General features: G+C 68.9%; 22 protein-coding genes, 1 tRNA gene and 2 pseudogenes. 16 read left to right on the forward strand and 9 right to left on the reverse strand.

Features of this window, described 5'->3' with window-relative positions; translation table 11 throughout:
• Nucleotides 1-56: 56 nt before the first annotated feature.
• The gene (gene glgB, locus ACWDTP_RS23885; RefSeq protein ID WP_450024343.1) at nucleotides 57-2,264 is read right to left on the reverse strand and encodes a 1,4-alpha-glucan branching protein GlgB; all 2,208 of its coding nucleotides are present in this window, start codon (nucleotides 2,262-2,264) and stop codon (nucleotides 57-59) included.
• A 7-nt stretch (nucleotides 2,265-2,271) separates the two neighbouring features.
• Nucleotides 2,272-4,350 (reverse strand): alpha-1,4-glucan--maltose-1-phosphate maltosyltransferase, encoded by a 2,079-nt coding sequence (locus ACWDTP_RS23890; protein WP_450024345.1) that lies wholly within the window; start codon nucleotides 4,348-4,350, stop codon nucleotides 2,272-2,274.
• Nucleotides 4,351-4,523: 173 nt separating this feature from the next.
• Between ACWDTP_RS23890 and ACWDTP_RS23895 the strand changes: the two genes are divergently transcribed.
• Nucleotides 4,524-7,127 carry a glycosyltransferase family 1 protein gene (locus tag ACWDTP_RS23895; protein ID WP_450024347.1) on the forward strand — a complete coding sequence of 868 codons (2,604 nt, stop codon included), beginning with the start codon at nucleotides 4,524-4,526 and terminating at the stop codon, nucleotides 7,125-7,127.
• Nucleotides 7,124-7,972: a virginiamycin B lyase family protein gene (locus ACWDTP_RS23900; protein ID WP_450024349.1), complete on the forward strand. Its 849-nt coding sequence runs from the start codon at nucleotides 7,124-7,126 to the stop codon at nucleotides 7,970-7,972. Before ACWDTP_RS23895 ends, ACWDTP_RS23900 begins: the two co-directional genes overlap by 4 nt.
• Before the next feature lie 3 nt (nucleotides 7,973-7,975).
• Here the strand turns inward: ACWDTP_RS23900 and ACWDTP_RS23905 are convergent.
• From ACWDTP_RS23905 to ACWDTP_RS23915, 3 genes and pseudogenes are all read right to left on the reverse strand, one after another.
• Nucleotides 7,976-9,411: pseudogene (locus ACWDTP_RS23905) on the reverse strand (peptidase).
• Nucleotides 9,412-9,504: 93 nt separating this feature from the next.
• Nucleotides 9,505-11,472, reverse strand: a complete 1,968-nt coding sequence (locus ACWDTP_RS23910) for an ATP-dependent DNA helicase (RefSeq protein ID WP_450024383.1) — start codon at nucleotides 11,470-11,472, stop codon at nucleotides 9,505-9,507.
• Nucleotides 11,473-11,548: 76 nt separating this feature from the next.
• Nucleotides 11,549-12,868: pseudogene (locus ACWDTP_RS23915) on the reverse strand (nicotinate phosphoribosyltransferase); the annotation flags it as partial.
• Between the two features lie 56 nt (nucleotides 12,869-12,924).
• Between ACWDTP_RS23915 and clpS the strand changes: the two are divergent.
• The 12 genes from clpS to rdgB all read left to right on the forward strand — a co-directional run bounded on the left by clpS (nucleotide 12,925) and on the right by rdgB (nucleotide 20,956).
• Nucleotides 12,925-13,227 (forward strand): ATP-dependent Clp protease adapter ClpS, encoded by a 303-nt coding sequence (gene clpS / locus ACWDTP_RS23920; protein WP_450024351.1) that lies wholly within the window; start codon nucleotides 12,925-12,927, stop codon nucleotides 13,225-13,227.
• Between the two features lie 6 nt (nucleotides 13,228-13,233).
• Nucleotides 13,234-13,812 (forward strand): oxidative stress transcriptional regulator AosR, encoded by a 579-nt coding sequence (aosR, locus tag ACWDTP_RS23925; RefSeq protein ID WP_450024353.1) that lies wholly within the window; start codon nucleotides 13,234-13,236, stop codon nucleotides 13,810-13,812.
• A 2-nt stretch (nucleotides 13,813-13,814) separates the two neighbouring features.
• On the forward strand, nucleotides 13,815-14,834 hold the full coding sequence (locus ACWDTP_RS23930; RefSeq protein WP_450024355.1) for a P1 family peptidase: 1,020 nt from the start codon (nucleotides 13,815-13,817) through the stop codon (nucleotides 14,832-14,834).
• Between the two features lie 37 nt (nucleotides 14,835-14,871).
• On the forward strand, nucleotides 14,872-15,288 hold the full coding sequence (locus tag ACWDTP_RS23935; RefSeq protein ID WP_450024357.1) for a Mov34/MPN/PAD-1 family protein: 417 nt from the start codon (nucleotides 14,872-14,874) through the stop codon (nucleotides 15,286-15,288).
• A gap of 22 nt (nucleotides 15,289-15,310) precedes the next feature.
• On the forward strand, nucleotides 15,311-15,583 hold the full coding sequence (locus tag ACWDTP_RS23940) for a MoaD/ThiS family protein (protein WP_450024385.1): 273 nt from the start codon (nucleotides 15,311-15,313) through the stop codon (nucleotides 15,581-15,583).
• 10 nt (nucleotides 15,584-15,593) lie between these two features.
• Nucleotides 15,594-16,559, forward strand: coding sequence for a cysteine synthase (locus ACWDTP_RS23945; RefSeq protein ID WP_450024359.1), 966 nt, complete (start codon nucleotides 15,594-15,596; stop codon nucleotides 16,557-16,559).
• A 1-nt stretch (nucleotide 16,560) separates the two neighbouring features.
• Nucleotides 16,561-17,229 carry a rhomboid family intramembrane serine protease gene (locus ACWDTP_RS23950; protein WP_450024361.1) on the forward strand — a complete coding sequence of 223 codons (669 nt, stop codon included), beginning with the start codon at nucleotides 16,561-16,563 and terminating at the stop codon, nucleotides 17,227-17,229.
• Entirely contained in the window at nucleotides 17,226-18,062 is an 837-nt protein-coding gene (gene murI / locus ACWDTP_RS23955) for a glutamate racemase (protein ID WP_450024363.1), read from the forward strand. The genes ACWDTP_RS23950 and murI overlap by 4 nt, the downstream gene beginning before the upstream one ends.
• A gap of 64 nt (nucleotides 18,063-18,126) precedes the next feature.
• Complete coding sequence (locus tag ACWDTP_RS23960; protein ID WP_450024365.1) at nucleotides 18,127-18,891, forward strand: cyclic nucleotide-degrading phosphodiesterase; 765 nt, start codon at nucleotides 18,127-18,129, stop codon at nucleotides 18,889-18,891.
• Nucleotides 18,892-18,900: 9 nt separating this feature from the next.
• Entirely contained in the window at nucleotides 18,901-19,680 is a 780-nt protein-coding gene (gene rph, locus ACWDTP_RS23965; protein WP_450024367.1) for a ribonuclease PH, read from the forward strand.
• Nucleotides 19,681-19,724: 44 nt separating this feature from the next.
• Nucleotides 19,725-20,354, forward strand: coding sequence for a hypothetical protein (locus ACWDTP_RS23970; RefSeq protein ID WP_450024369.1), 630 nt, complete (start codon nucleotides 19,725-19,727; stop codon nucleotides 20,352-20,354).
• Complete coding sequence (gene rdgB / locus ACWDTP_RS23975) at nucleotides 20,351-20,956, forward strand: RdgB/HAM1 family non-canonical purine NTP pyrophosphatase (RefSeq protein ID WP_450024371.1); 606 nt, start codon at nucleotides 20,351-20,353, stop codon at nucleotides 20,954-20,956. Before ACWDTP_RS23970 ends, rdgB begins: the two co-directional genes overlap by 4 nt.
• Here rdgB and ACWDTP_RS23980 read toward each other — a convergent pair.
• Genes ACWDTP_RS23980 through ACWDTP_RS23990 form a run of 3 tightly spaced genes read right to left on the reverse strand, consistent with a single transcriptional unit; the run spans nucleotide 20,953 to nucleotide 22,467 of the window.
• Nucleotides 20,953-21,315, reverse strand: coding sequence for a DUF3817 domain-containing protein (locus ACWDTP_RS23980; RefSeq protein ID WP_450024373.1), 363 nt, complete (start codon nucleotides 21,313-21,315; stop codon nucleotides 20,953-20,955). The genes rdgB and ACWDTP_RS23980 overlap by 4 nt on opposite strands.
• Nucleotides 21,312-21,713: a hypothetical protein gene (locus ACWDTP_RS23985; RefSeq protein ID WP_450024375.1), complete on the reverse strand. Its 402-nt coding sequence runs from the start codon at nucleotides 21,711-21,713 to the stop codon at nucleotides 21,312-21,314. Before ACWDTP_RS23985 ends, ACWDTP_RS23980 begins: the two co-directional genes overlap by 4 nt.
• On the reverse strand, nucleotides 21,694-22,467 hold the full coding sequence (locus tag ACWDTP_RS23990; RefSeq protein WP_450024377.1) for a hypothetical protein: 774 nt from the start codon (nucleotides 22,465-22,467) through the stop codon (nucleotides 21,694-21,696). The genes ACWDTP_RS23985 and ACWDTP_RS23990 overlap by 20 nt, the downstream gene beginning before the upstream one ends.
• Nucleotides 22,468-22,557: 90 nt before the next feature.
• On the opposite strand from ACWDTP_RS23990, the gene ACWDTP_RS23995 reads away from it, so the two are divergent.
• Together ACWDTP_RS23995 and ACWDTP_RS24000 are read left to right on the forward strand one after the other, a co-directional pair.
• Nucleotides 22,558-22,640, forward strand: a tRNA-Leu gene (locus ACWDTP_RS23995).
• Nucleotides 22,641-22,711: 71 nt separating this feature from the next.
• The gene (locus ACWDTP_RS24000; protein ID WP_450024379.1) at nucleotides 22,712-23,341 is read left to right on the forward strand and encodes a DUF3320 domain-containing protein; all 630 of its coding nucleotides are present in this window, start codon (nucleotides 22,712-22,714) and stop codon (nucleotides 23,339-23,341) included.
• A gap of 75 nt (nucleotides 23,342-23,416) precedes the next feature.
• Here the strand turns inward: ACWDTP_RS24000 and ACWDTP_RS24005 are convergent.
• Nucleotides 23,417-24,148 (reverse strand): AMP-binding protein (locus ACWDTP_RS24005; RefSeq protein ID WP_450024381.1); only part of this gene is annotated, 732 nt, incomplete at its 5' end.

Raw genomic sequence — 24,148 nt, forward strand, 5'->3', positions numbered from 1 at the left:
TGCCCATTTTCTGCGGAAAGTGGGCAGGTTTGTGTCTGCTCGCGGGAGAACGGGGGCTAGGCGGGCTCGAACCACAGCATCGCCAGCGGCGGCAGCACCATCACCGCCGAGGCCGGCCGGCCGTGCCAGGGTTCGTCGGTGGCCTCGACCGCGCCGAGGTTGCCGATGCCGGAGCCGTGGTAGAGGGCCGCATCGGTGTTGAGCACCTCGCGCCACGTCCCGGCGTGCGGCAGGCCAAGCCGGTACTGGCCGTGCTCGCTGCCTGCGAAGTTGACGACGCAGGCCAGCATCGAACCGTCGGCGCCGAACCGCAGGAAACTCAGCACATTGTTGGCCGAATCATTCGCATCGATCCACGAGTAGCCGGACGGGCTGGTGTCGCGGCTCCACAAGGCCTGCCGGCTGCGATAGATCGTGTTGAGGTCGCGCACCAGCCGTTGCACCCCGCCGGAGAAGGACTGCTCGCCGAGTTGGAACCAGTCCAGCCCGCGTTCCTCGGACCATTCGGCCCGCTGCCCGAACTCCTGTCCCATGAACAGCAGCTGTTTCCCCGGGTGCGACCACTGATAGGCCAGCAGGCTGCGCAGGCCCGCGGCCTTCTCGTGATCGCCGCCGGGCATCCGGCCCCACAGCGTGCCCTTGCCGTGCACCACCTCGTCGTGGCTGACGGGCAGCACGTAGTTCTCACTGAAGGCGTACAGCATCGAGAACGTCATCTCGTGATGGTGATAGCTGCGGTGCACCGGATCGCGACTGATGTAGTCGAGGGTGTCGTTCATCCAGCCCATATTCCACTTCATCGAGAAGCCAAGGCCGCCAAGGTTCGTCGGGCGCGTGACGCCCGGCCACGAGGTCGACTCCTCGGCCACCGTGACGATGCCCGGCGCCACCTTGTGCACGGTGGCGTTCATCTCCTGCAGGAACTGCACCGCTTCCAGGTTCTCCCGGCCGCCGTGGATGTTGGGCGTCCAGCCGCCCTCGGGGCGGGAGTAGTCGAGGTAGAGCATGGACGCCACGGCGTCGACCCGCAGACCGTCGATGTGGTACTCCTGCAGCCAGTACAGCGCATTGGCCACCAGGAAGTTGCGCACCTCGGGCCGCCCGAAGTCGAAGACGTAGGTGCCCCAGTCGAGTTGCTCACCGCGCCGCGGGTCGGAATGCTCGTAGAGTGCGGTCCCGTCGAATCGGCCGAGGGCCCACGAGTCCTTGGGGAAGTGGGCGGGCACCCAGTCGACGATCACGCCGATGCCGGCCTGGTGCAGCCGGTCGACCAGATACCGGAAGTCGTCCGGTGCGCCGAGCCGTGACGTCGGGGCGTAGTACGAGGTGACCTGGTATCCCCAGGACCCGCCGAACGGGTGCTCGGCGACGGGCAGCAACTCGACGTGGGTGAATCCTTGTTCCACAACGTATTCGGTGAGTTCATCGGCCAGTTGCCGGTAGCTGCGGCCGGGCCGCCATGACATCAGGTGCACCTCGTAGGTGCTCATCGGCTCGAACACCGGATTGCGCTCGGCGCGGCGGGTCATCCAGTCCCCGTCGTTCCAGCGGTAGGCGCTGGTGTTCACCCGGGATGCCGTCTGCGGCGGGACCTCGGTGGCGAACGCCATCGGATCGGCCCGGTCGACGACGGCGCCGTCGGCTCCGTGCACCCGGAACTTGTACAGGCCGTCCGGTGCGAACCCCGGCCAGAACAGCTCCCAGACCCCCGACGAGCCGAGCGCCCGCATCTGCGCCTCGTTACCGTCCCAGTGATTGAAGTCGCCGATCAGCCCGACACCCTTGGCATTCGGTGCCCACACCGCGAACGAGACACCGTCGACCGTTCCGTCGGGCGTGGTGAAGCTGCGCGGGTGGGCGCCAAGGATCTCCCACAGCCGTTCGTGGCGGCCCTCGGCGAACAGGTGCAGATCCAGTTCGCCAAGGGTCGGCAGGAAACGGTAGGCGTCGGCGACGGTCTGGGTGTGGATGGTGTCCCCGGCGCCCGGATAACCGACCTCGAGGCGGTAGTCGACCAGGTCGGTGAACGGCACCGCCACCGCGAACAGGCCGGATTCGATGTGCTGCAAGGGGAAACGGTCCCGGCCGATCAGCGCGTCGACCTTGACGGCGTGCGGCCGGTAGGCCCGGATCACGGTGTGGTCGGCGTACTCGTGGGCACCCAGCACCGAATGCGGGTTGTGGTGCTCACCGATCAGTATCCGGTGGATATCGCTCGGATCCGGACGCAGTTGTGCATCGGTGAGTTGATTGCTTCTCGTCATCGTGCCCTCATTCCCTGCGTAACAAGCCGAGTCGTTTCTCATCCGGCACGAGCGGCATGTTCAGAATATGGGCCACCGCCCTTGCCGGGTCGATGCGGATGTAATTCGACTGGCCCCACTGGTATTCCTCGCCGCCGATCTCGTCGCGCACCCAGAACCGGTCGTGGGCCTCCATTCCCAGAGCGGCCATGTCCAGCCACAGCGTGGCCTCCTCCGGGGCGAAGGCGTTCAGCGTCACCACCACCAGGACGGTGTCGCCGGTGATCGGGTCGAACTTGCTGTAGGCCAGCAGCGCATCGTTGTCGAGGTGGTGGAACGTGATGGTGCGCAGCTGGCGAAGCGCCGGATGCAGGCGGCGGATCTCGTTGAGCCGGCCCAGGAACGGCTCAAGTGACTCGCCCCCGGCCAGCGCGGCCTCGAAATCGCGCGGCCGCAGCTCGTACTTCTCGGAGTTCAGGTACTCCTCGCTGCCTTCCCGGACGGCGCGGTGCTCGAAGAGTTCGTAACCCGAGTACACCCCCCAGGTCGAACTCATGGTCGCGGCCAGCACCGCCCGGATCGCGAACATGCCCGGTCCGCCGTGCTGCAGGGACTCGTGCAGGATATCGGGGGTGTTGACCCACAGGCTGGGCCGCGCGCAGTCCGCGTAACGGGCGATCTGCTCCCCGAACTCGGTCAGCTCCCACTTGGCGGTGCGCCAGGTGAAATAGGTGTAGGACTGCGTGAATCCGAGCTTGGCCAGCCCGTAGAGCCGGGCCGGCCGGGTGAACGCCTCGGACAGGAACAGGACGTCGGGGTCCTCGTTCTTGATCTCGGCGATCAGCCAGGCCCAGAAGTTCGGTGGTTTGGTGTGTGGGTTGTCGACTCGGAAAACCTTGACGCCATGGGATATCCAGAACCGAACCACCCGCAGGACCTCGTGGTAGAGGCCGGCCGGGTCGTTGTCGAAGTTCAGCGGATAGATGTCCTGGTACTTCTTGGGCGGGTTCTCGGCATAGGCGATGGTGCCGTCCGGCAGCACCGTGAACCACTCCGGATGTGCCTTGGCCCAAGGATGATCCGGGGCGCATTGCAGCGCGAGGTCAATGGCCACCTCGAGTCCGGCGTCGCGGGCCGATGCCACGAATGCGTCGAAATCCTCGATGGTTCCCAGCGCCGGGTGTACGGCGTCGTGGCCGCCCTCGTCGCTGCCGATCGCCCACGGTGAGCCGACGTCGTCGGGCCCCGCGGTCACCGCGTTGTTGCGGCCCTTGCGGTGCACCTTGCCGATCGGATGAATCGGCGGTAGGTAGACGATGTCGAATCCCATCCGGGCGATGCGGGGCAGGGCGCCCGTCGCGGTCGCGAAGGTGCCGTGCACCGGGTGCCCGGCGCCGTCCCAGCCACCGGTTGAGCGCGGGAACATCTCGTACCAGGAGCTGAACCGGGCCAGCGGCCGGTCCACCCAGATCCCGTATTGCTCACCGCGGGTGACCAATTCACGCAGCGGATACTGCGCGAGCAGTTCGGTGACCTCGGGGGAGAGGGCGGCGCCCGCACGGGTGAACGGATCACCGGGAACCCGCAGGGCCGCGGCGGCCTCGATCAGCGGCTCGCGCAGTTTGCGCGGCATCCCGGCGGCGGCGCGCTCCAGGAGGCGGGCACCGATCAGCAGATCGTTGGACAGCTCGGCCTCACTCTGCCCGGCGCCCAGCTTGGTCTCCACTGCATGGCGCCAGGTGGCCAGCGGGTTTCCCCAACCGTCCACCCGGAACGTCCACAACCCGACACTGTCCGGGGTGAACTGGCCGTGAAAAACATCGGGCGTATCGCCCGTCGACATCGGCAGGGCCTGCGGTTTGATCCGCTGGGAGGGCCGCACCACCGTGTCGATCGACACCGGGGGCGTTGCCGTGCCGGGGCCGGTGGCCAACCGCGGGTAGTCGAGGCCGAGATAGCGCACCACGAGCGTGGCCGCGACGGCGTCGTGGCCCTCGCGCCAGACGGTTGCCCGGACCGGTATCACCTCGCCGAGGACCGCCTTGGCGGGGAAACGTCCGCCGGACACCACGGGCGCGACATCGTCGATTCCGATACGACCGGCCACCTGTTCACTCCTCAAATTCGTCGCGCCCGATACCGATGTGTGCCACTGCCTTGTCGTGTCTCATACCCACCGTAATGGGCGGGCGAACCGCGCGCGGGCGAAGTGTGTGGCTGTCGGCCTGCCGCGGGTGCGCTCCGCTGCGCGAACGCGATTTGTCAGTAAGGTTGTGTCGCGTGAAAGCCCTCCGCAGGTTCACCGTCCGCGCCCATCTGCCGGAGCGCCTGGCGGCGCTGGAACGACTGTCCGTCAACGTACGCTGGTCCTGGCATAAGCCGACCCAGGATCTTTTCGCCGTGATCGACGCCGATCTGTGGCGTCAAACGGCGGGGGATCCGGTGGCGCTGCTCGGCGCCGTCAGCCCCAAACGCCTCGACGAGCTGGCCGGTGACGAATCCTTCCTCGGCCGTCTGGACGGGCTGGCGGCCGATCTGGACAACTACCTGACCCGGCCGCTGTGGTATCAACAACAGTCCGCGAGCGGTCAGCAGATGCCCAAGGGCATCGCCTATTTCTCGATGGAGTTCGGTGTCGCCGAGGTGTTGCCGAACTATTCGGGCGGGCTCGGCATCCTGGCCGGCGATCACCTGAAGTCGGCCTCGGACCTCGGCCTGCCGCTGATCGCCGTGGGGCTGTACTACCGGTCCGGCTACTTCCGGCAGTCGCTGACCGCCGACGGCTGGCAGCGGGAGAACTATCCGTCGCTGGATCCGCAGGGCCTGCCGCTGCGGCTGTTGACCGACGCGGCCGGTGATCCGGTGCTGGTGGAGTTGGCCATGCCCGATTCGCGGGTCCTGCGGGCCGGGGTGTGGGTCGCCCAGGTCGGCCGAATTCCTTTGCTGCTGCTGGATTCTGACATTCCGGAGAATGAACACGATCTGCGCGGTGTCACCGACCGGCTCTACGGCGGCGACCAGGAACACCGGATCAAACAGGAGATCCTGGCCGGTATCGGCGGGGTGCGGGCCATCCGCGCGTTCATCGAGGCCGAGGGGCTGGCGGCACCCGAGGTGTTCCACATGAACGAGGGCCATGCCGGTTTCCTCGGCCTGGAGCGGATCCGTGAGCTGATCTCGGTCGGGATGGATTTCGACACCGCACTGGCCGTGGTGCGGTCCTCGACGGTGTTCACCACCCACACCCCGGTGCCTGCCGGTATCGACCGGTTCCCGGTGGAGATGGTCAAACGCTACTTCGGCAGCCCGGCCCATGGTCCCGCCGACTCGAGGTTGCTGCCGGGGGTGCCGCTGGACCGCGTGGTGGCCTTCGGCGCCGAGGAGGATCCGTCGAAATTCAACATGGCCCACATGGGTCTGCGGATGGCGCAGCGGGCCAACGGGGTGTCGCTGCTGCACGGCCGGGTCAGCCGGTCGATGTTCAGCGACTTGTGGTCCGGATTCGATCCGGACGAGGTGCCGATCGGGTCGATCACCAACGGTGTGCATGCGCCGACCTGGGCGGCGCCGCAGTGGGTCGAGCTGGCCCGCGAGCTGATCGGCAGCGACGATCTGGGGTCGCTCAACGAGGCCGAGACCTGGCAGCGGTTGCAGCAGGTCGATCCGGGGCACCTGTGGTGGATCCGGTCCCAGCTGCGCGAGACGCTGATCGGCGACGTCCGGGAGCGGCTACGCCGGTCCTGGCTGGAGCGGGGCGCCTCGGAGGCTGAGTTGGGCTGGATCGCAACGGCTTTCGATCCGTCCGTACTGACCATCGGGTTCGCCAGGCGGGTGCCGACCTATAAACGCCTGACGCTGATGCTGCGCGACCCGGAGCGGCTGGAGAAATTGCTGCTCGACCGGCAGCGGCCGGTTCAGCTGATCGTGGCGGGCAAGTCGCACCCGGCCGACGAGGGTGGCAAGGCGCTCATCCAGCAGGTGGTGCGGTTCGCCGACCGCCCCGAGGTGCGCCACCGCATCGCCTTCCTTCCGGACTACGACATGTCCATGGCCCGGCTGCTGTACTGGGGCTGCGACGTCTGGCTGAACAACCCGCTGCGTCCGCTGGAGGCCTGTGGCACCTCCGGCATGAAGAGCGCGCTCAACGGCGGGCTGAACCTGTCGATCCGCGACGGCTGGTGGGACGAGTGGTACGACGGCGAGAACGGCTGGGAGATCCCCACCGCCGACGGCCTGGCCGACGAGACCCGCCGCGACGACCTGGAAGCCTCGGCCCTCTACGACCTGCTGGAGGGCGCGGTCGCACCCAAGTTCTACGAGCGGGACGAGCACGGGGTGCCGGTGCGCTGGGTCGAGATGGTGCGCCACACCCTGCAGGTGCTCGGTCCCAAGGTGCTGGCCTCGCGGATGGTGCGCGACTACACCGAGCAGTACTATCTGCCCGCCGCAAAGTCGTTGCGCCGCACCGTGGAAAATGGGGGAGGCGAACCGTTCGCCGCGGCGCGCGAACTGGCCGATTACCGGCGCCGGGTCAGCGAGGCCTGGCCCAAGGTGCAGATCACCGATGTGGACAGCTACGGGCTGCCCGACACCCCGTTGCTGGGTTCGCAGCTGACCCTGACCGCGACCGTCGAACTGGCCGGCCTGCCGCCCGGTGAGGTGGTGGTGCAGGCCGTGCTGGGCCGGGTCGACGCGACCGATACCATCGTCGACCCGGTGACCGTGCCGATGGCGCACACCGGCTGCGCCGAGGGCGGCGCCGACGTGTTCTCGACCACCGCCCCGTTGCCGGTGGCGGGCCCGGTGGGCTACACCGTGCGGGTCCTGCCGCACCATCGGTTGCTGGCCGCCGACAACGAGCTCGGCCTGGTCCGGCTGGCGTGAGCGGGGCGCGCAAGGTACGCCTCGACGGCGGGCCGTACGCCCTGGCAGCGGGTCCGGACGGGGCGATGTGGGTGACGCTGGTCCATGCCGGCGCGATCGCCAGGGTCGGGCCCGACGACACGGTCACCACGTTCGACGTGGGCGACGGCTCGAAACCGTCGATCATCACCGCAGGCCCCGACGACGCGCTGTGGTTCACCCGTTACGGCGACGACCGGATCGGCCGGATCACACCCGCCGGTGAGCAGGATGAGTTCGAGTTGGCGCCGGGCAGCGATCCCTACGGGATCACCGTGGGCCCGGACGGGGCGTTGTGGTTCACCGCCATAACCTCGGGCGAGATCGGCCGGATCGGAACCGACGGTGAGATCACCCGCGAGAGCGTGGTGGGTGGCATGCCCTCGATGATCACCACCGGTCCCGACGGGGCGCTGTGGTTCACCGTCAATCAGCGCAACGCAATCGGCAGGCTGGAGCCCGGCGGCGATCTGACGCTACGGGAATTGCCAACGGCCGCAGCGGGTCCGGTGGGTATCGCGGCCACCCACGACGATGCGGTCTGGTTCACCGAGATCCTCGCCGACAAGGTCGGGCGGATCCCGCTCGACGACGCCATCCAGGAACTCGACCTGCCGGGTAAGCCGCACGCCGTCATCGCCGATCCCGACGACGGGGTGTGGGTGAGCCTGTGGGGTGCCGATCAGCTGGCCCGGATCACCGCGGACGGCGAGGCCGTGACGATCGACCTGCCCGCGGGCAGCGAGCCGCACGGTATGGCGATCGGCCCGGACGGGGCCGCCTGGGTGGCGCTGCAGTCCGGGTTCGTGCTGCGGATGCCGACCTGACCGTCACGAGAACCGGCGCAGGCAGCGTTCCTGGTCGCCGAGGATGCCGAGCCGGAAGGCGTCGATCCGGGCGAAACCGGACGGCACCGACGCGCCGCCGACATCGCTGGCCGCCAGTCCGTTGGTGAGGATGCCCGAAACCGCCTCGTCGACGTCACCGGCGGTGAGCAGGACGGTGTCCCCGCCGGGCACGGTGACCGGTCTGGTCATCTTCGCGGTCGCCACCCCGGTCAGGCATGCGGTCCGCAGCGCCGCCTCGGCGTTGTCGAGGGCCAGGCCGCGCTGGTGCTGCAGGGCCAGCATGTACCGCGAGATCAGCACCGAATAGGCGGTGTTGTCACCCGTCGCAAGGGTGCCGACGGCGTCCTCGTCGGGCCGCGCCCCCAACACGTCCAGCTCCTCGAGGTCGACCACGATGGTGTCGGTGTCGGGGCAGTAGGACACCGGTGGGCTCGGCTGCGTGCTCGGGCAGGTCGCCGCGGCGTCGGCGGCGAAACTCAGCCGCGGCGGCCGGGCCGGTGCGAAGAGGATGTTGAGCGCCTCGACCATGGAGCGCACCCACTGTTCGGTGATGGGCAGCTCGCCGCTCTGGTCCTCGGGCAGCAACACCGGAAGGTTGCCCCGGCGCTGCTGGATCTCCTTGACGTCGATCGCCGCGCACGCCGACGCCCCGTCGGTGAACCCGAACTGGAACGCCGAAACCCGTTCGAACGCCGACCCGTGCTCGTCGGCCCCGTGCCGGGCATCGGCCTCCGACATCAGCGGATCGCGGAACCCGATCACCGCGGCCAACAGGTTGTTGAGCCCGTCGGCGGTGCCGAGGGTGAACCGGGGCGAGTTCCCCTCGGCCACCCAGCGCAGATAGCTGCCCGCCAGGCAGTCGGCCTGCTGTTCGCCCACCAGGGTCGGGGTGTCGCGTCGCACCAGGCCGGCCTGTTGCTGGATGGCGTGCCCGTATTCGTGGGCGAGCACCATCACCGCACCCATATCGCCGTTGCTCGGCGCAGCGCGGGAAGCAGCACGCCGCGGTCCCAGCCGATGGTGCGGTTGGGGGCGCAGAACGCGGCGTTGACCAGTCCGTAGGTCTCCATCCCGCAGAACTGGGCGTCCAAACCCTCCGAATCCCACGAGATCAGCGCCTTGACCGGTCGGAACTCCCCGTCGAAGGCCGCACCGTAGGCCGTGGACCAGAACTCCTCGATATCGCTGACCGCGCCGGCCGCCAACCTGTCGATCTCACCGCCGTCGGAGTTCTGCACCACACGTGACGGTGCCGCGGCGTCGCGGCGCAGACCGCTCGGACCGTCGGTGGCCGGCATCCCGGCGACCGAGAACGGATCCTCGAACACCGAGACGGCCCGGCCGGCGACCACGCTCGAGCAGGCGGCTGTCACACACATCACGATCGCCATGCCGAACAACAGTGGCCGTCGGCTCATGTGCGCCGCCTTCCGGTGCACTCGGGGCGCCGTGGCGGCGCAGAGTGGAGGTAGCTGCAAGCGTAGTGACGTCCCGCTCGCCGGGACGTGATATCAGCCCGCGCCGCGCAGCCTGCGCAGGGCCTGGCGCACCCGTTCCTGGTCGGTCGTGGCCCAGAACGGCGGCAGCGAGGCCCGCAGGAATCCGCCGTACCGGGCGGTTGCCAGCCGGGAATCCAGCACCGCGACCACACCCCGGTCCTCGGTGTGGCGCAGCAGCCGGCCGGCACCCTGGGCCAGCAGCAGCGCGGCGTGGCTGGCGGCGACCGCCATGAAACCGTTGCCGCCGTGCGCGGTGATGGCCCGTTGCCGCGCGGTCAGCAGCGGATCGTCGGGGCGGGGGAACGGTATCCGGTCGATGAGCACCAGCGACAGTGACGGACCGGGGACGTCGACACCCTGCCACAGCGAGAGGGTGCCGAACAGCGAGGTCTCGGCGTCCTCGGAAAACTGTTGCACAAGAGCCGAAGTCGTATCCTCGCCCTGACAGAGCACGGGCGTGTCCAGGCGGGTCCGCATCACCTCGGCGACCGCCTTGGCCGCCCGCATCGAGGAGAACAATCCGAGCGTGCGCCCACCGGCCGCGGTGACCAGACCCTCGATCTCGTCGAGCGTTGCAGGGCCGGTGCCGTCGCGGCCGGGTGCGGGTAAGTGCTTGGCGACGTAGAGGATTGCGGACTTGGCGTGTTCGAACGGGGAACCGACGTCGATGCCGCGCCAGCCCGGCCCGGGGGTCTCGTCGGCGCCGGCCAGTCCCCAGTTGCGGGCCATCGCCTCGAAGTTGCCCCCGAGGGTGAGGGTGGCCGAGGTCAGCACCGCGGTGGTGTGTGCGAAGAGCCGGGTCCGCAACAGGCCCGACACCGACATCGGCGCCACCCGCAGCGTGGACCGTACGGTCCCTCTCGACTCGTCGCGATCCACCCACACCACATCGGTCCGGTCGGGGATGGGCGGGACGAACGAGGTGAGAACCCGGGTGGCGGTGTCGGCGACGTCGCCCAGCGCGGTGACCGCCTCGGTGCGGGCCGAGGCGGCCTTCGGGTCGTTCGGTGAGGTGTCGATGGCGGTCCTGGCGGTGTTGGCGGCGTCGCGCAGCGCCGTCAGATAGGTCGCCAGCTCGTCGTCGAGGATGTCGATGCGGCCGGGTTCGACCTCGTGCAGCATCGACGACAACGTCGCGATGGCGGCCTCGAACCGTTGGGCGAGTTCGGGTTCCACCAGCCGGGCCATCCGGCGATGTGCCACCCCCATCGACGTCGCCGACAGCTCGGCGGTGGCCACCCCGGTCACCCGATCGGCCAGTTCGTGGGCCTCGTCGACGATCAGCAGCTCGTATTCGGGCAGCACCGCGAAATCCGAGAGAGCATCGATGGCCAGCAGCGCGTGGTTGGTGACGACGACATCGGCCGCGCCGGCCTTCTCCCTGGCGCGCTCGGCGAAACAGTCGGTGCCGAACGGGCAGCGCGACACTCCGATGCACTCCCGCGCCGACACGCTGACCTGCCCCCACGACCGGTCCGGCACACCGGGGACCACCTCGTCACGGTCCCCGGTCTCGGTGTCCGACGACCATTCGACCAGGCGGGCGACGTCGCGGCCCATCGCGCTCACCGCCATCGGTGAGAACAGCTCGTCCTGGGGGCGGTCGTCCGGTTCGGCCGTCGAACCGTTGTGAATCTTGTTCAGGCACAGGTAGTTCCCCCGCCCCTTCAGCAGCGCGAAGGTGGGTTTGCGGGGCAGCGCCTTGGCCAGCGAGTCCACCAGACGGGGCAGATCGCGGTCGACGAGTTGGCGTTGCAGCGCGATGGTGGCCGTCGACACCACCACCGGTTGCTCGGTCTGCAACGCCCGGGAGATGGCGGGCACCAGATAGGCCAGTGACTTGCCGGTGCCGGTCCCGGCCTGCACGGCCAGATGCTCACCCGACTCGAAGGCGATCGCGACGGCCTCGGCCATCTCGACCTGGCCGCCGCGGTGTTTGCCGCCCAGCCCGTCGACCGCGGCGGCGAGCAGCTCGGTCACCACATTGGTGGTTGTACGGTCCAGCGTGGGAGCTCCTTAGGGTCGTATCGTCGCCGCGGATCGGGCCTGGGCGGTTCTAGTCGCCGGGCCCGACCAGCCGGGTGCTGATCGCGGGTTCACCGCGGGACAGCTTGATGCCGTCCCACGGCAGGCTGTGCAGCCCGGCGGCGACCCGGTTCCGCGCGGCGGGCAGGTCATCGGTCGGGTGGTGGCCCTGGACCGGCACGCCCGCCGACACCAGCGGCACGGTGAGCGGGCGGGCGGTCAGGCCGGCCGGGGTCCGCGGGGGTCGGCCGTGCGGGTGGACGACTTCCTCGACGACCGTGCCCGAGGCCTTGGCCAGGCGCAGCGCCTCCTTGCGTCCGCCGTGGGATTCCTTGTGGCTGCTGCGTTTGGCCACCGGGATGCCGTCGACCTCGACCAGCTTGTAGACCATGCCCGCGGTCGGTGCGCCCGATCCGGTCACCACCGAGGTGCCGACACCGTAGCTGTCGACGGGTTCGGCGCGCAGCGCCGCGATCGCGAACTCGTCGAGGTCGCCCGAGACCACGATGCGGGTGCCGGTCGCGCCGAGTTCATCGAGCTGCTGACGCACCTGGCGGGCCAGCACGCCGAGATCGCCCGAGTCGATGCGCACCGATCCGAGCTGCGGGCCGGCCACCGCGATCGCGTTGGCCACCCCCGTGGTGATGTCGTAGGTGTCGACCAGCAGGGTGGTGTCGGTGCCCTGCGCGGCGACCTGACCGCGGAACGCGGCCCGCTCGTCGGCGCCTGCTCCGGTGGTGTGCAGCAGCGTGTAGGCGTGGGCCGCGGTGCCCAGGGTCGGGACCCGGTACCTGCGCTGGGCCTGCAGATTGGACGTACCGGCGAAGCCGGCCAGATAGGCCGCCCTGGCCGCGGCGACCGCCGCCTGCTCGTGGGTGCGGCGCGACCCCATCTCGATCATCGGCCTGCCCTGCGCGGCGCTGGTCATCCTGGCCGCGGCCGAGGCGATCGCCGTGTCGTGATTGAGGATCGACAGCACCAGGGTCTCCAGCACCACGCACTCGGCGAAGCTGCCGTGCACCGAGAGCACGGGGGAACCCGGAAAGTAGAGCTCGCCTTCGGCGTAACCGTCGACGTCCCCGCCGAACCGGTAACCGGACAGGAAGTCCAGGGTGTCGGAGTCCAGGAAATCGGACAGCATCGCGAGGTCGTCGTCGGCGAACCTGAACTCGGCCAACGCTTCCACGAACCGTCCGGTGCCTGCGACCACACCGTAGCGACGGCCGTCCGGCAGCCGGCGCGCGAAGACCTCGAAGGTGGTCCTGCGCTGTGCGGTGTCGTCGCGCAGCGCGGCGGCGAGCATGGTCAGCTCGTATTTGTCGGTGAGCAACGCGACCGTCACAGCAGCAACCGTAGCCTGTTCAAGGCTGTTTCCTCGATCACGGACCCCGCCGGTATTGTGGCCCCATGGTTACACCGGCGAAGGCCCGCCCGGGGACCCGCGAGGAACGGGACGCTGCCACGGTCGAGGCCACCGAAAGCCCGTGGGTGACCATCGTCTGGGACGATCCGGTCAACCTGATGACCTACGTGACCTATGTCCTGCAGAAGCTGTTCGGCTACAGCGAGCCGCACGCCACCAAGCTGATGCTGCAGGTGCACAACGAGGGAAAGGCTGTGGTGTCGGCGGGTAGCCGCGAATCGATGGAGACCGACGTATCCAAATTGCACGCCGCGGGGCTGTGGGCCACCCTCCAGCAGGACCGCTGATCGACGGTGCGTAAATGGAAGCGGATCGAGACCATCGACGGTCCGCGTTTTCGCTCGGCTCTGGCCGCGCACGAGGCAGGGCTGCTGGTCAGCCTGGTCACCTCGATGCTCGGGATGTACGACGAACGCGAATCATCGGGTCCCACAGACGAACTCGAGGCGCTCACCGGGATGAAGACCGGTAACCCGCAGCCGCCGGAGGACGCCACGATGAAGCGTCTGCTGCCGGACTTCTACCGGCCGCAGACCGAGCACCCGGCCGGGTCGGGCACCGCGGAGAGCCTCAACAGCGCATTGCGCGGCCTGCACGAGCCGGCCATCATCGACGCCAAACGTGAAGCGGCGCAACGGGTGCTCGACACCGTTCCGGACGGCGGCGGCAAGTTCGAGCTCGGTGCCGACGACGCGCAGGCCTGGGCCAATGCGGTCAACGATGTCCGGCTGGCGTTGGGCACCATGCTCGAGATCGGGCCGGAGGGGCCGGACCGGTTGCCCCCCGAGCATCCGATGGCCGGACACATCGATGTCTACCAGTGGCTGACGGTGCTGCAGGAGTACCTGGTGCTGGGACTGATGGGTAAATAGGCGTGGCCACGATCACCGAGGTCGGCGGGATCCTGGTCGGCCACCACCACCGGCTCGACCCCGACGTGACCCTGGGGTCGGGCTGGGCGTCGGGCAGCACCGTCGTCATCGCCCCACCGGGAACGGTCGGCGCCGTCGACGGCCGCGGCGGCGCGCCGGGCACCCGCGAGACCGATCTGCTCGACCCGATCAACACGGTCCGCCATGTGGACGCGGTCGTGCTGACCGGTGGCAGTGCCTACGGACTGGCCACGGCCGACGGCGTGATGACCTGGCTGGAGGAACGCGGCCGCGGAGTGGCGATGGACGGCGGCGTGGTGCCGATCGTTCCGGCCGCGGTGGTCTTCGATCTGCCGGTGGGCGGCTGGGCCAACCGGCCGACCGCCGAATTCGGCTATGCCGCGGCGGCCGCGGCCGACACCCGGTTCGCGATCGGCACCGTGGGCGCCGGCGTCGGCGCCCGCGTCGGCGTGCTCAAGGGCGGCGTCGGCACCGCATCGACGACCCTGGAATCGGGGGTCACGGTCGGCGCGCTGGTGGTGGTCAACGCCGCGGGCGACGCCGTCGACCCGGCCACCGGCCTGCCCTGGATGGGTGAGCACGCCGCCCAGTTCGGCCTGACCGCCCCGCCCGGCGATCAGGTGGCCGGCTACGCCGACCTGCGGACCGAGCTGAGCCCGCTCAACACCACCATCGCGGTGGTGGCCACCGATGCCGCACTGGATCCCGCGGGGTGCCGCCGGGTCGCGGTGGCCGCCCACGACGGGTTGGCCCGCACCATCCGGCCGTGCCACACCCCGCTGGACGGCGATACGGTGTTCGCGCTGGCCACCGGCGCGGTCGCGGTGCCGCCGGATCCGAGGACACCGGTCGCGATGGCGCCCGACACCAGGCTGATCACCGAGATCGGGGCGGCCGCGGCGGACTGTCTGGCCCGGGCGGTCCTGGTCGGGTTGCTGGCCGCCGAATCGGTCGCCGGAATACCGACCTACCGTGACATGTTGCCGGGAGCGTTCGAGTAACCGGTCGGCAGACCGGAGTGGAGAGAGGTGTTCGCAGGTGTTGGTCATTCGCCGTGACCTGGTCGAGGCCATGGTTGCCCACGCCAGGGCCGATCATCCCGACGAGGCGTGCGGGGTGATCGCCGGGCCCGAGGGTTCGGATCGACCGGATCGGTTCATCGCGATGCTCAACGCCGAGCGGTCCCCGACCTTCTACCGGTTCGATTCGGCCGAACAGCTCAAGGTGTGGCGCCAGATGGACGACGCCGACGAGGCTCCCGTCGTCATCTACCACTCGCACACCGCGACCGAGGCCTACCCGAGCCGCACCGACATCTCCTATGCCCAGGAACCCGGCGCGCACTACGTGCTGGTGTCCACCCGCGACCCGGACCGGCACGAGCTGCGCAGCTACCGCATCCTCGACGGGGTCGTCACCGAGGAACCCGTCACCATCGTCGAGCAGTACGCCTGAGGAGGCCACCATGACCGACCGCATTTCCGTCGTCGTTTCGATCCCGACCATCCTGCGTCCGCACACCGGCGGTCAGAAGCGCGTCAACGCGTCGGGGGACACCCTGGCGGCCGTGATCACCGACCTCGAGGCCAACTACTCGGGTATCTCGGACCGGTTGGTGGATGACGGTAAGCTGCACCGCTTCGTCAACATCTACGTCAACGACGAGGACGTCCGGTTCTCCGGCGGCCTGGACACCGCGATCGCCGACGGTGACTCCGTGACGATCCTGCCCGCCGTCGCCGGCGGGTGAGCTGCGCGGCATGAGATACGACTCGCTGCTGCAGGCGCTGGGCGGCACACCGCTGGTGGGGCTGCAGAATCTGTCGCCGAAGTGGGATGACGGCGACGCGCCGCACGTGCGGTTGTGGGCGAAGCTCGAAGACCGCAACCCCACCGGTTCCATCAAGGACCGCCCCGCGCTGCGGATGATCGAGCAGGCCGAACGGGACGGGCTGCTCGAGCCCGGCGCCACCATCCTGGAACCGACCAGCGGCAACACCGGGATCTCGCTGGCGATGGCGGCCCTGCTCAAGGGCTACAACATGATCTGCGTGATGCCGGAGAACACCTCGATCGAGCGCCGACAGCTGCTCGAGCTCTACGGCGCGCGGATCATCTTCAGCCCGGCCGAGGGCGGCTCCAACACGGCCGTCGCGACCGCCAAGGAGCTGGCCGCCGAGAACCCGTCCTGGGTGATGCTCTACCAGTACGGCAACCCGGCCAACAGCGATGCGCACTATCACGGCACCGGGCCCGAACTGCTCGCCGACCTGCCCGAGATCACCCACTTCGTGGCCGGGCTCGGCACCACCGGAACCCTGATGGGCACCGGGCGGTTTCTGCGCGAACACGTGCCGGGCGTGCAGATCGTCGCCGCCGAACCCCGCTACGGCGAAGGGGTGTACGCGCTGCGCAACATCGACGAGGGCTTCATTCCCGAGCTCTACGACGCCGGCGTGCTCACCACCCGGTTCTCGGTGGGATCGTTCGACGCCGTGCGGCGCACCCGCGATCTGGTGACTCGGGAGGGCATCTTCGCGGGCATCTCGACCGGGGCGGTGCTGCACGCGGCGCTCGGCATGGCGGCCAAGGCGGTCAAGGCCGGTGAGCCCGCCGACATCGCGTTCGTGGTGGCCGACGCCGGGTGGAAGTATCTGTCGACCGGCGCGTACGCCGGTAGCCTGGATGACGCGGAGGACGCGCTGGAAGGGCAGTTGTGGGCTTGAAATGAGCGTAAACCTGCCGGTCACACCCGAGCCGAGGAAGCGACCGGCGTGGCTGGTCGGCGGCGTCACGATCGCCGCCTTCGTCGCGCTGTTGTACGTCGTCGAATTCATCGACACCACAATGGGACACCGGCTGGACCAGGACGGCATCCGGCCGCTGCAGACCGACGGGCTGTGGGGCATCCTGTGGGCGCCGCTGCTGCACGGCGGCTGGCCGCACCTGATCGCCAACACCGTGCCCGCGCTCGTTCTCGGATTCCTGATGACGCTGGCCGGGATGGGCCGGTTCATCGGCGCCACCGCGATCATCTGGATTCTCGGCGGGTTCGGCACATGGCTGATCGGCAACGTCGGCGCGCACTGCCCGTACGTCGGGGTGCCCTGCGTCACCAACCACATCGGGGCGTCCGGCCTGATCTTCGGCTGGCTGACCTTCCTGATCGTGTTCGGGTTCTTCACCCGCACGGTGTGGGAGATCGTCGTCGGCGTCGTCGTCGCCTTCATCTACGGCGGGGTGCTGCTCGGCGTGGTGCCGGGTACGCCGGGGGTGTCGTGGCAGGGTCACCTGTGCGGGGCAGCGGCAGGCATCGTCGCGGCCTATCTGTTGTCCCGGCCCGAACGCAAAGCCAGGGAATCACGTAAACGGAGCCAGCCGTACCTGACCTCATGACCGACCAGATCGCGCCGATCGGGATATTCGATTCCGGGGTCGGCGGGCTCACCGTGGCCCGCGCCATCATCGACCAGCTTCCCGACGAGGACATCGTCTACGTCGGCGACACCGGCAACGGGCCGTACGGGCCGCTGACCATGCCCCAGATCCGGGCGCACTCGCTGGCCATCGGCGACGATCTGGTGGCGCGCGGGGTCAAGGCGTTGGTGATCGCCTGCAACACCGCATCGTCGGCGTGCCTGCGCGACGCCCGCGAACGGTACTCGCCGGTGCCGGTGGTCGAGGTGATCCTGCCCGCGGTGCGGCGTGCGGTCGCCGCCACCCACACCGGGCGGATCGGCGTGATCGGCACGGCGGCGACGATCGCCTCGGGTGCCTACCAGGATGCGTTCGCCGCGGCCCGTGACACCGAGGTGATCGGGGTGGCCTGCCCGCGCTTCGTCGATTTCGTCGAGCGCGGGGTCACCAGCGGGCGCCAGGTCCTCGGCATGGTGGAGGGCTACCTTGAGCCGCTGCAGCGGGCCGAGGTGGACACCCTGGTGCTGGGTTGCACGCACTACCCGATGCTCTCCGGCCTGATCCAACTGGCGATGGGCGACAACGTCACGCTGGTGTCCTCGGCCGAGGAGACCGCCAAGGACCTGCTCCGGGTGCTGACCGAGCTGGATTTGCTGAGGCCGCATCCCGACGAGTCGGGTGCCGGCGCCGCGCGCCGGGTGTTCGAGGCGACCGGCGACCCGGAGGCGTTCACCGCACTGGCCGCCCGGTTCCTCGGGCCGAGCCTGGACGGTGTGCGTCCGGTGCGGCGTCACGCCGGCGCCCGAACATGATCTCCGTCGCCCAAAGCGGTGATGTCTTGGCCATCCCGACGGGGGACATGGCAAGCTGGACATTGTGCGATTGACCGTACTGGGATGCTCCGGCAGCGTTGTCGGCCCAGATTCGCCAGCCTCCGGTTATCTCGTCACCGCACCGGGAACAGTCCCGATGGTGGTCGACTTCGGCGGCGGTGTGCTGGGGGCGCTGCAGCGCTACGCCGACCCGAATTCGGTCAACGTGCTGCTGTCGCATCTGCATGCCGATCACTGCCTGGACCTGCCGGGTTTGTTCGTGTGGCGGCGCTATCACCCGGTCCCGGCGGCCGAGCGCGGCGTGATGTACGGGCCCGCCAACACCTGGGCCCGGCTCGGTGCGGCGTCCTCCCCGGAGGGCGGTGAGATCGACGATTTCACCGACATCTTCGAGGTGCGCAGCTGGGAGGACGGCCGGGCCGTCGAGATGGGCGCCCTGAGCGTCACGCCCCGGCTGGTGTGTCACCCCACCGAGTCCTACGGCATGCGGTTCACCGATCCGTCCGGGGCGGCGCTGGTCTACAGCGGCGACACCGGGTACTGCGATGCCCTCGTCGACCTGGCCCGCGGCGCCGACATGTTCCTGTGCGAGGCGTCCTGGACGCATGACCCGTCGCATCCGCCGCAACTGCACCTTTCGGGCACCGAGGCCGGGCGGGCGGCCGCCGAGGCCGGCGTGGGGGAGTTGCTGCTGACCCACATTCCGCCGTGGACGTCGCGTGAGGACGTGATCAGCGAGGCAAAGGCGGAGTTCGACGGTCCGGTGCACGCGGTGGTGTGCGGCGAGACCTTCGACGTCAACCGATAGGGTTGGCGGGTGTCCAGACGAGAAGACGGCCGCCTCGACGACGAACTGCGCCCGGTGGTCATCACCCGAGGTTTCACGAATCATCCGGCCGGCTCGGTGCTCGTCGAATTCGGTCAGACCCGCGTCATGTGCGCGGCATCGGTCACCGAAGGGGTGCCCCGCTGGCGTAAGGGATCCGGGCAGGGCTGGCTGACCGCCGAATACGCGATGCTGCCCGCCGCCACCCACGACCGTTCCGATCGCGAATCGGTCAAGGGCCGGGTCGGCGGGCGCACCCAGGAGATCAGCCGTCTGGTTGGGCGCTCGTTGCGGGCGTGCATCGACCTCGGCGCGCTGGGGGAGAACACCATCGCCATCGACTGCGATGTGCTGCAGGCCGACGGCGGCACCCGCACCGCCGCCATCACCGGGGCCTATGTGGCCCTCGCCGATGCGGTGACGTATCTGTCCGCCGCGGGACGGCTGTCGGATCCGCGACCGTTGTCGTGCGCGATCGCGGCGGTCTCGGTCGGTGTGGTCGACGGGCGGGTGCGGGTGGACCTGCCCTACACCGAGGACTCCCGGGCCGAGGTCGACATGAACGTCGTCGCCACCGACACCGGGACCCTGGTGGAGATCCAGGGCACCGGGGAGGGGGCGACGTTCCCGCGCTCCACCCTCGACAAGCTGCTCGACGCGGCGCTCGGGGCCTGCGAGCAGTTGTTCGTGCTGCAGCGGGAGGCGCTGGAACTGCCCTATCCCGGTGTGCTGCCGGAGGGCCCGGCCACGAAGAAGGCGTTCGGAAGCTGACGCGTCGAGCTCACCCGACTGCTATGGCGGATAACATCTCTCGCGTGGCCGACGGTGACCCGGCCGACGGTAGGCCGGTCGGCCAACTCATATTGGCCGGTGTGGGCGCGGTGTTGCTGGTGGCCGGAATATGCGGCTTCTTCGGCGGGGAGAACGACGAGATCGCGGGAGGGTTCTTCGTTCTCGTCGGTTTCGTAGTGCTCGTCCTCGCCGCGTTCTATCCCCGAATCGACCGACTGGTCGACCTCGGCCTGCTCAAGGTTCCGGCGGCCAGGGCGCGTCGCGCCGAGAAGCAGATCGGCCGGGGACAGTTGGTCGCCGGAGTCGATCTGGATGCGGCCACGACCGCACTCCGGGAAACGTTGTCTCGGTACAACGATTCGCGGGCCGACGGCGCCGCTGTGTTGCTGGTCGAGGATGCGGTCTTCACGATGGCGACGCTCACACCCCATGAGCAACACCTGGTCCACCATGAGGTCGTTCGGATGGGCCGCCCCGATTTCCGGGCTGAGCTGGATCCGCACCCGACGCGACCCATTGATGTCGAGCGGACGTACCGCATGCACCAGGTCCCCGAGGCCGATATCCGACTGTGGTACCGGCCGCGGAGCGAGTCCGAACCGGACACGCTGTATCTGATGGTCATCGAGAAGACGGGTGAGGACCTGCGTTGACGGACCTGCTGGTAGCCAGCCGCAACCCGAAGAAGCTGGCCGAATTGCGGCGGGTGCTCGACGCCGCCGGAGTGTCGGGGTTGGAGTTGGTGTCCCTGGCGGATGTGGCGCCGTTCGATGAGGCGCCCGAGACCGGGGCGACCTTCGAGGAGAACGCCTTGGCCAAGGCCCGCGACGGGTATGCCGCATCCGGGTTGGCTTGTGTGGCAGACGATTCCGGGATCTCGGTGGCGGCGCTCAACGGTATGCCCGGGGTGCTGTCGGCCCGCTGGTCGGGGGTGCACGGCGACGACGCGGCCAACACCGCCCTGCTGCTGGGACAGCTGGCCGATGTGCCCGACGAGCGCAGGGGCGCGGCATTCGTGTCGGCGTGCGCGCTGGTTTCGGGGTCAGGTCAGACGGTGGTGCGCGGGGAGTGGCCCGGCTCGGTCACGCGTGAACCCCACGGCGACGGCGGATTCGGCTACGACCCGGTGTTCCTGCCGTCCGGCTCGACCCGAACCGCTGCCGAGCTCTCGCCCGCCGAGAAGGACGCCGCCTCGCACCGCGGGCGGGCGCTGACACTGCTGGTGCCCGCGCTGCGCGAGTTGGCCTCCGGCTAGAGCTCGAAACGCTTCTTGATGTCCTGGGTGTTGAAATGCTCGACGATGATCCCCAGCAGCGGGATCGTCCCCGCGAGAAGGACGCCGATGGTCTTGCCGATCGGCCAGCGGATCTTGACCGCGAGATTGGCCGTGAACATCAGGTAGACGAAGTACACCCACCCGTGCACGATGCCGATCCAACTCGGCGGATCGTCGACCCGGACGATGTACTTGAGCACCATCTCGTAGCAGAGCGCGATCAGCCAGATGCCGGTCGTCCAGGCCAGCACGCGGTAACCCAGCAGGGCTTTGCGGACGGTTTCCTTGGGGGTGGTGACCTCGCCTTCGGCCGGGGCGTTGGGCTCGGGGATCGTCATCGGTCGGTCCTGTCTTTCTTCCGGGGCTCGGCCATCTTCGGCTCGGCGTCGGGTCCGGCCAGCTCGGCCAGGTAGGCGTTGTACTCGGTGAGCTCACGGTCGTCGCGGTCGGGTGTCGCGGGCCGTGGCCGTTCCGGGAGCAGGCCCGCGGGGATCTCGGTCACCTCGTCATGGTGCGGGTGCGGCGGCGGGGCCTCTTCGTAGCGGACGAACTTGTAGTACGCGTAGAAGCAGAAGCCGGCGAACATCGGCCACTGCAGGGCATAGCCCAGGTTCTGGAAGGTGCCGGTGGCCGACTCGTACCGGGTCCACTGCCACCAGGCCAAGCCGAGGCAGCCGGCGGCGCCGAGGATCACCAGCAGGATGAGTGCCGGTCTCCTACGCCGTGTAGTGGACATCGCTCCACGGTACCGCGCAGGCCTTGGGCCCGACGAATGTGTCGAGCTGGGCGGTGGCCGCCTTGCGGTAGATCGAGACGATGTACTTCGTCGACCGGGTCCACGGGATTCCGAGGCTCTCCAATGCGGCGGTGAAAATGTTGATGATGTCGTCTGAGCGGTTCGTGAAGTGGTAGCGGATGCTGGCCACGCCGCGGTCATTCGCGACGACCCGGCATCCATCGCTGTGAATCAACCCGGTGATGAACTCCTCGGTGGCGCGGTCCACGAGCGCCTGCTGCCAGGGCTCAAGAGCGATGCGCCGCTTGTGCTTCCTGCCCGGACCATGCTGAGGGAAAAGGCAGGGCCAGTGCTTGGAGTACAGAGAAACTTCGACGCATCCCGGTTTCTGGACGAATCCGACGGGCTGAGCTGGCATCAGTATCTCGATGGCTTCCTGGCAGCGATTAATGATGGCGGGATACTTCTTGTCCAGCACGATCCGCAGGCGCCAAACTCGGCGGTTGCGGGAGATGCAGCCGTCACCGAGGTATAGGCCGAATAGGTACGAATAGGCAGCCGCGGGCAGCGTCGGAAAGTCGTGGTCGGTGCCGCACTCGGATGATGCTCGGCGCTGCAGTAACCGCGCGGGTGGTCGACAGCGCCAGTCCCGCACGGTTGGACGTGGAATACCTGTTTCCCGCGCAATGGCGCAGTCGTTCAGTCCGGCCGCGATGAGCCGGCGTACCTCGTCGAACTCGCCAGCAGACCGCATGTTGCGCCCTCTCAACTGATGTTGCTGGCAACGTACCGCCGCACTCCGACAAGTTTGGGCATTCACAGCAGCGGTACGATCAGGACTCTTGCGGGCGTGATGGAACGGAAGACATGCCGGCTTTAGGTGCCGGTGCTCGAGAGAGCGTGTGGGTTCGAGTCCCACCGCCCGCACTTGTCGGTACCCCCTGTCATTCTGTTCGGCTCGCAACCGCGGGCGATCCGGACAGATCAGGGAGTATCCGATGACCATCAGCCCCGTTGCGCCCGCGGCGTCGCCAACGACCAAGCACCACCCGAACATTCGCGAGTTCCGTGAGTGGCCACCGCAGGAGGTGGGGCACCGGAGTGTGCTCGACGAGCTGTCGCACCCGTGGGCGCAGCGCGAGGTGGCGACGCTGATCCGCGCGATCGTCGATGCCGAGGCGCCGATCCACCGCGACCGACTGACCACGCTCGTCGCGGGCGCCTACGGGCTGCGCCGGGTCACCGAGGATCGCCGCGCGGCGATCGAACGGGCCGTGCCCGCCGAGTTCCGGCGAGATGTCGGAGATGTTGACGTCGCGTTCTACTGGCCGCCCGACGCCGACCCCGCGACCTGGCGCGTGGTGCGCCTGCCCGGTCCCGGCCGCAGTCGTGCGCTGGATCAGGTTTCGCTGGTCGAGATCGGCAACGCGATGATCGCGGTGACCGAGCAGGCCGGCGGAATCGGGCGCGACGAACTCAAGCATGAGGCGTTCCGGCTGTTCGGCGGCCGGAAACTGATGCCACGGCCCAATGCCCGGCTGGAACGGGCATTGGAGTTGGCGCTGACTACCGGACGGCTGGCGTCCGTACCCGACGGGCCGGTGACCGTGCCGGCTCCGCGTTCGTAACGTGGCGGCGGAAAATCCGGCCGGTCGCCGCCGTGGCGTTACGAACGCGGCAGTGGCCGGCCAGCTCGCCCCGCGCTACCGCTCGAAGTGGCCGGCCAGATACTCGCTGCGGCAGGCGTTGCGGGCCAGCTTGCCGCTCGTGGTGCGGGGGATGACCCCGGCGGCGACCATCCGGACGTCGGCGACCCGGACCTGATGCAGGCGCGACACCGCGGCCCGAACGGCGTCGACGATCGGGCCCGGCTCCGCGCGTCCGGCGCCCGCGGCACGTTCGGCGACGATCACCAGTTCCTCGCCGCGCTCGCCGGGCACCGAGAAGGCCGCGACATAGCCGGACCGCACCGACCGCGACGACAGGCTGACCGTGGTCTCGATGTCGGTCGGATAGTGGTTGCGCCCGTCGATGACGATCAGGTCCTTGATCCGGCCGGTCAGGTACAGCTCGCCGTCGATGTAGACACCGAGGTCGCCGGTCGCCATCCAACTCCCGTTCTCCGGGACACCCTCGGCGTGGCTGGCGGTGTCGGGCCGGGTCTGCAGTTTGTTGCGGAAGATCCGCTCGGTTTCGTCCGGCCTGCCGAAGTAGCCCCGACCGATGTTGTTGCCGTGCAGCCAGATCTCACCGACCTCGCGATCGGGTTTCTCGCCGCCGTCGCCGTCGGCGATGATCGCCCACTGGTTCGGGATCGGCTGTCCGCACGACACATGGGCGACCCCGTTTGGATCGGACGCGGGAACGGTCACCGCGTGGCCCGCGCTGAGCTGGTCGCGGTCGAGGTACACCGCGGCCGCCGCGGCGGCCGGCGC

Source organism: Mycobacterium sp. NPDC003449, from assembly GCF_053588415.1.

Excerpts from the sequence above, each read along its gene's own strand:
- glgB (WP_450024343.1), bottom strand. The coding sequence starts at position 2,264 with ATGACGAGAAGCAATCAACTCACCGATGCACAACTGCGTCCGGATCCG.
- clpS (WP_450024351.1), top strand. The coding sequence starts at position 12,925 with ATGGTTACACCGGCGAAGGCCCGCCCGGGGACCCGCGAGGAACGGGAC.
- ACWDTP_RS23945 (WP_450024359.1), top strand. The coding sequence starts at position 15,594 with ATGAGATACGACTCGCTGCTGCAGGCGCTGGGCGGCACACCGCTGGTG.
- ACWDTP_RS23950 (WP_450024361.1), top strand. The coding sequence starts at position 16,561 with ATGAGCGTAAACCTGCCGGTCACACCCGAGCCGAGGAAGCGACCGGCG.
- murI (WP_450024363.1), top strand. The coding sequence starts at position 17,226 with ATGACCGACCAGATCGCGCCGATCGGGATATTCGATTCCGGGGTCGGC.
- ACWDTP_RS23980 (WP_450024373.1), bottom strand. The coding sequence starts at position 21,315 with ATGACGATCCCCGAGCCCAACGCCCCGGCCGAAGGCGAGGTCACCACC.
- ACWDTP_RS23985 (WP_450024375.1), bottom strand. The coding sequence starts at position 21,713 with ATGTCCACTACACGGCGTAGGAGACCGGCACTCATCCTGCTGGTGATC.
- ACWDTP_RS23990 (WP_450024377.1), bottom strand. The coding sequence starts at position 22,467 with ATGCGGTCTGCTGGCGAGTTCGACGAGGTACGCCGGCTCATCGCGGCC.
- ACWDTP_RS24000 (WP_450024379.1), top strand. The coding sequence starts at position 22,712 with ATGACCATCAGCCCCGTTGCGCCCGCGGCGTCGCCAACGACCAAGCAC.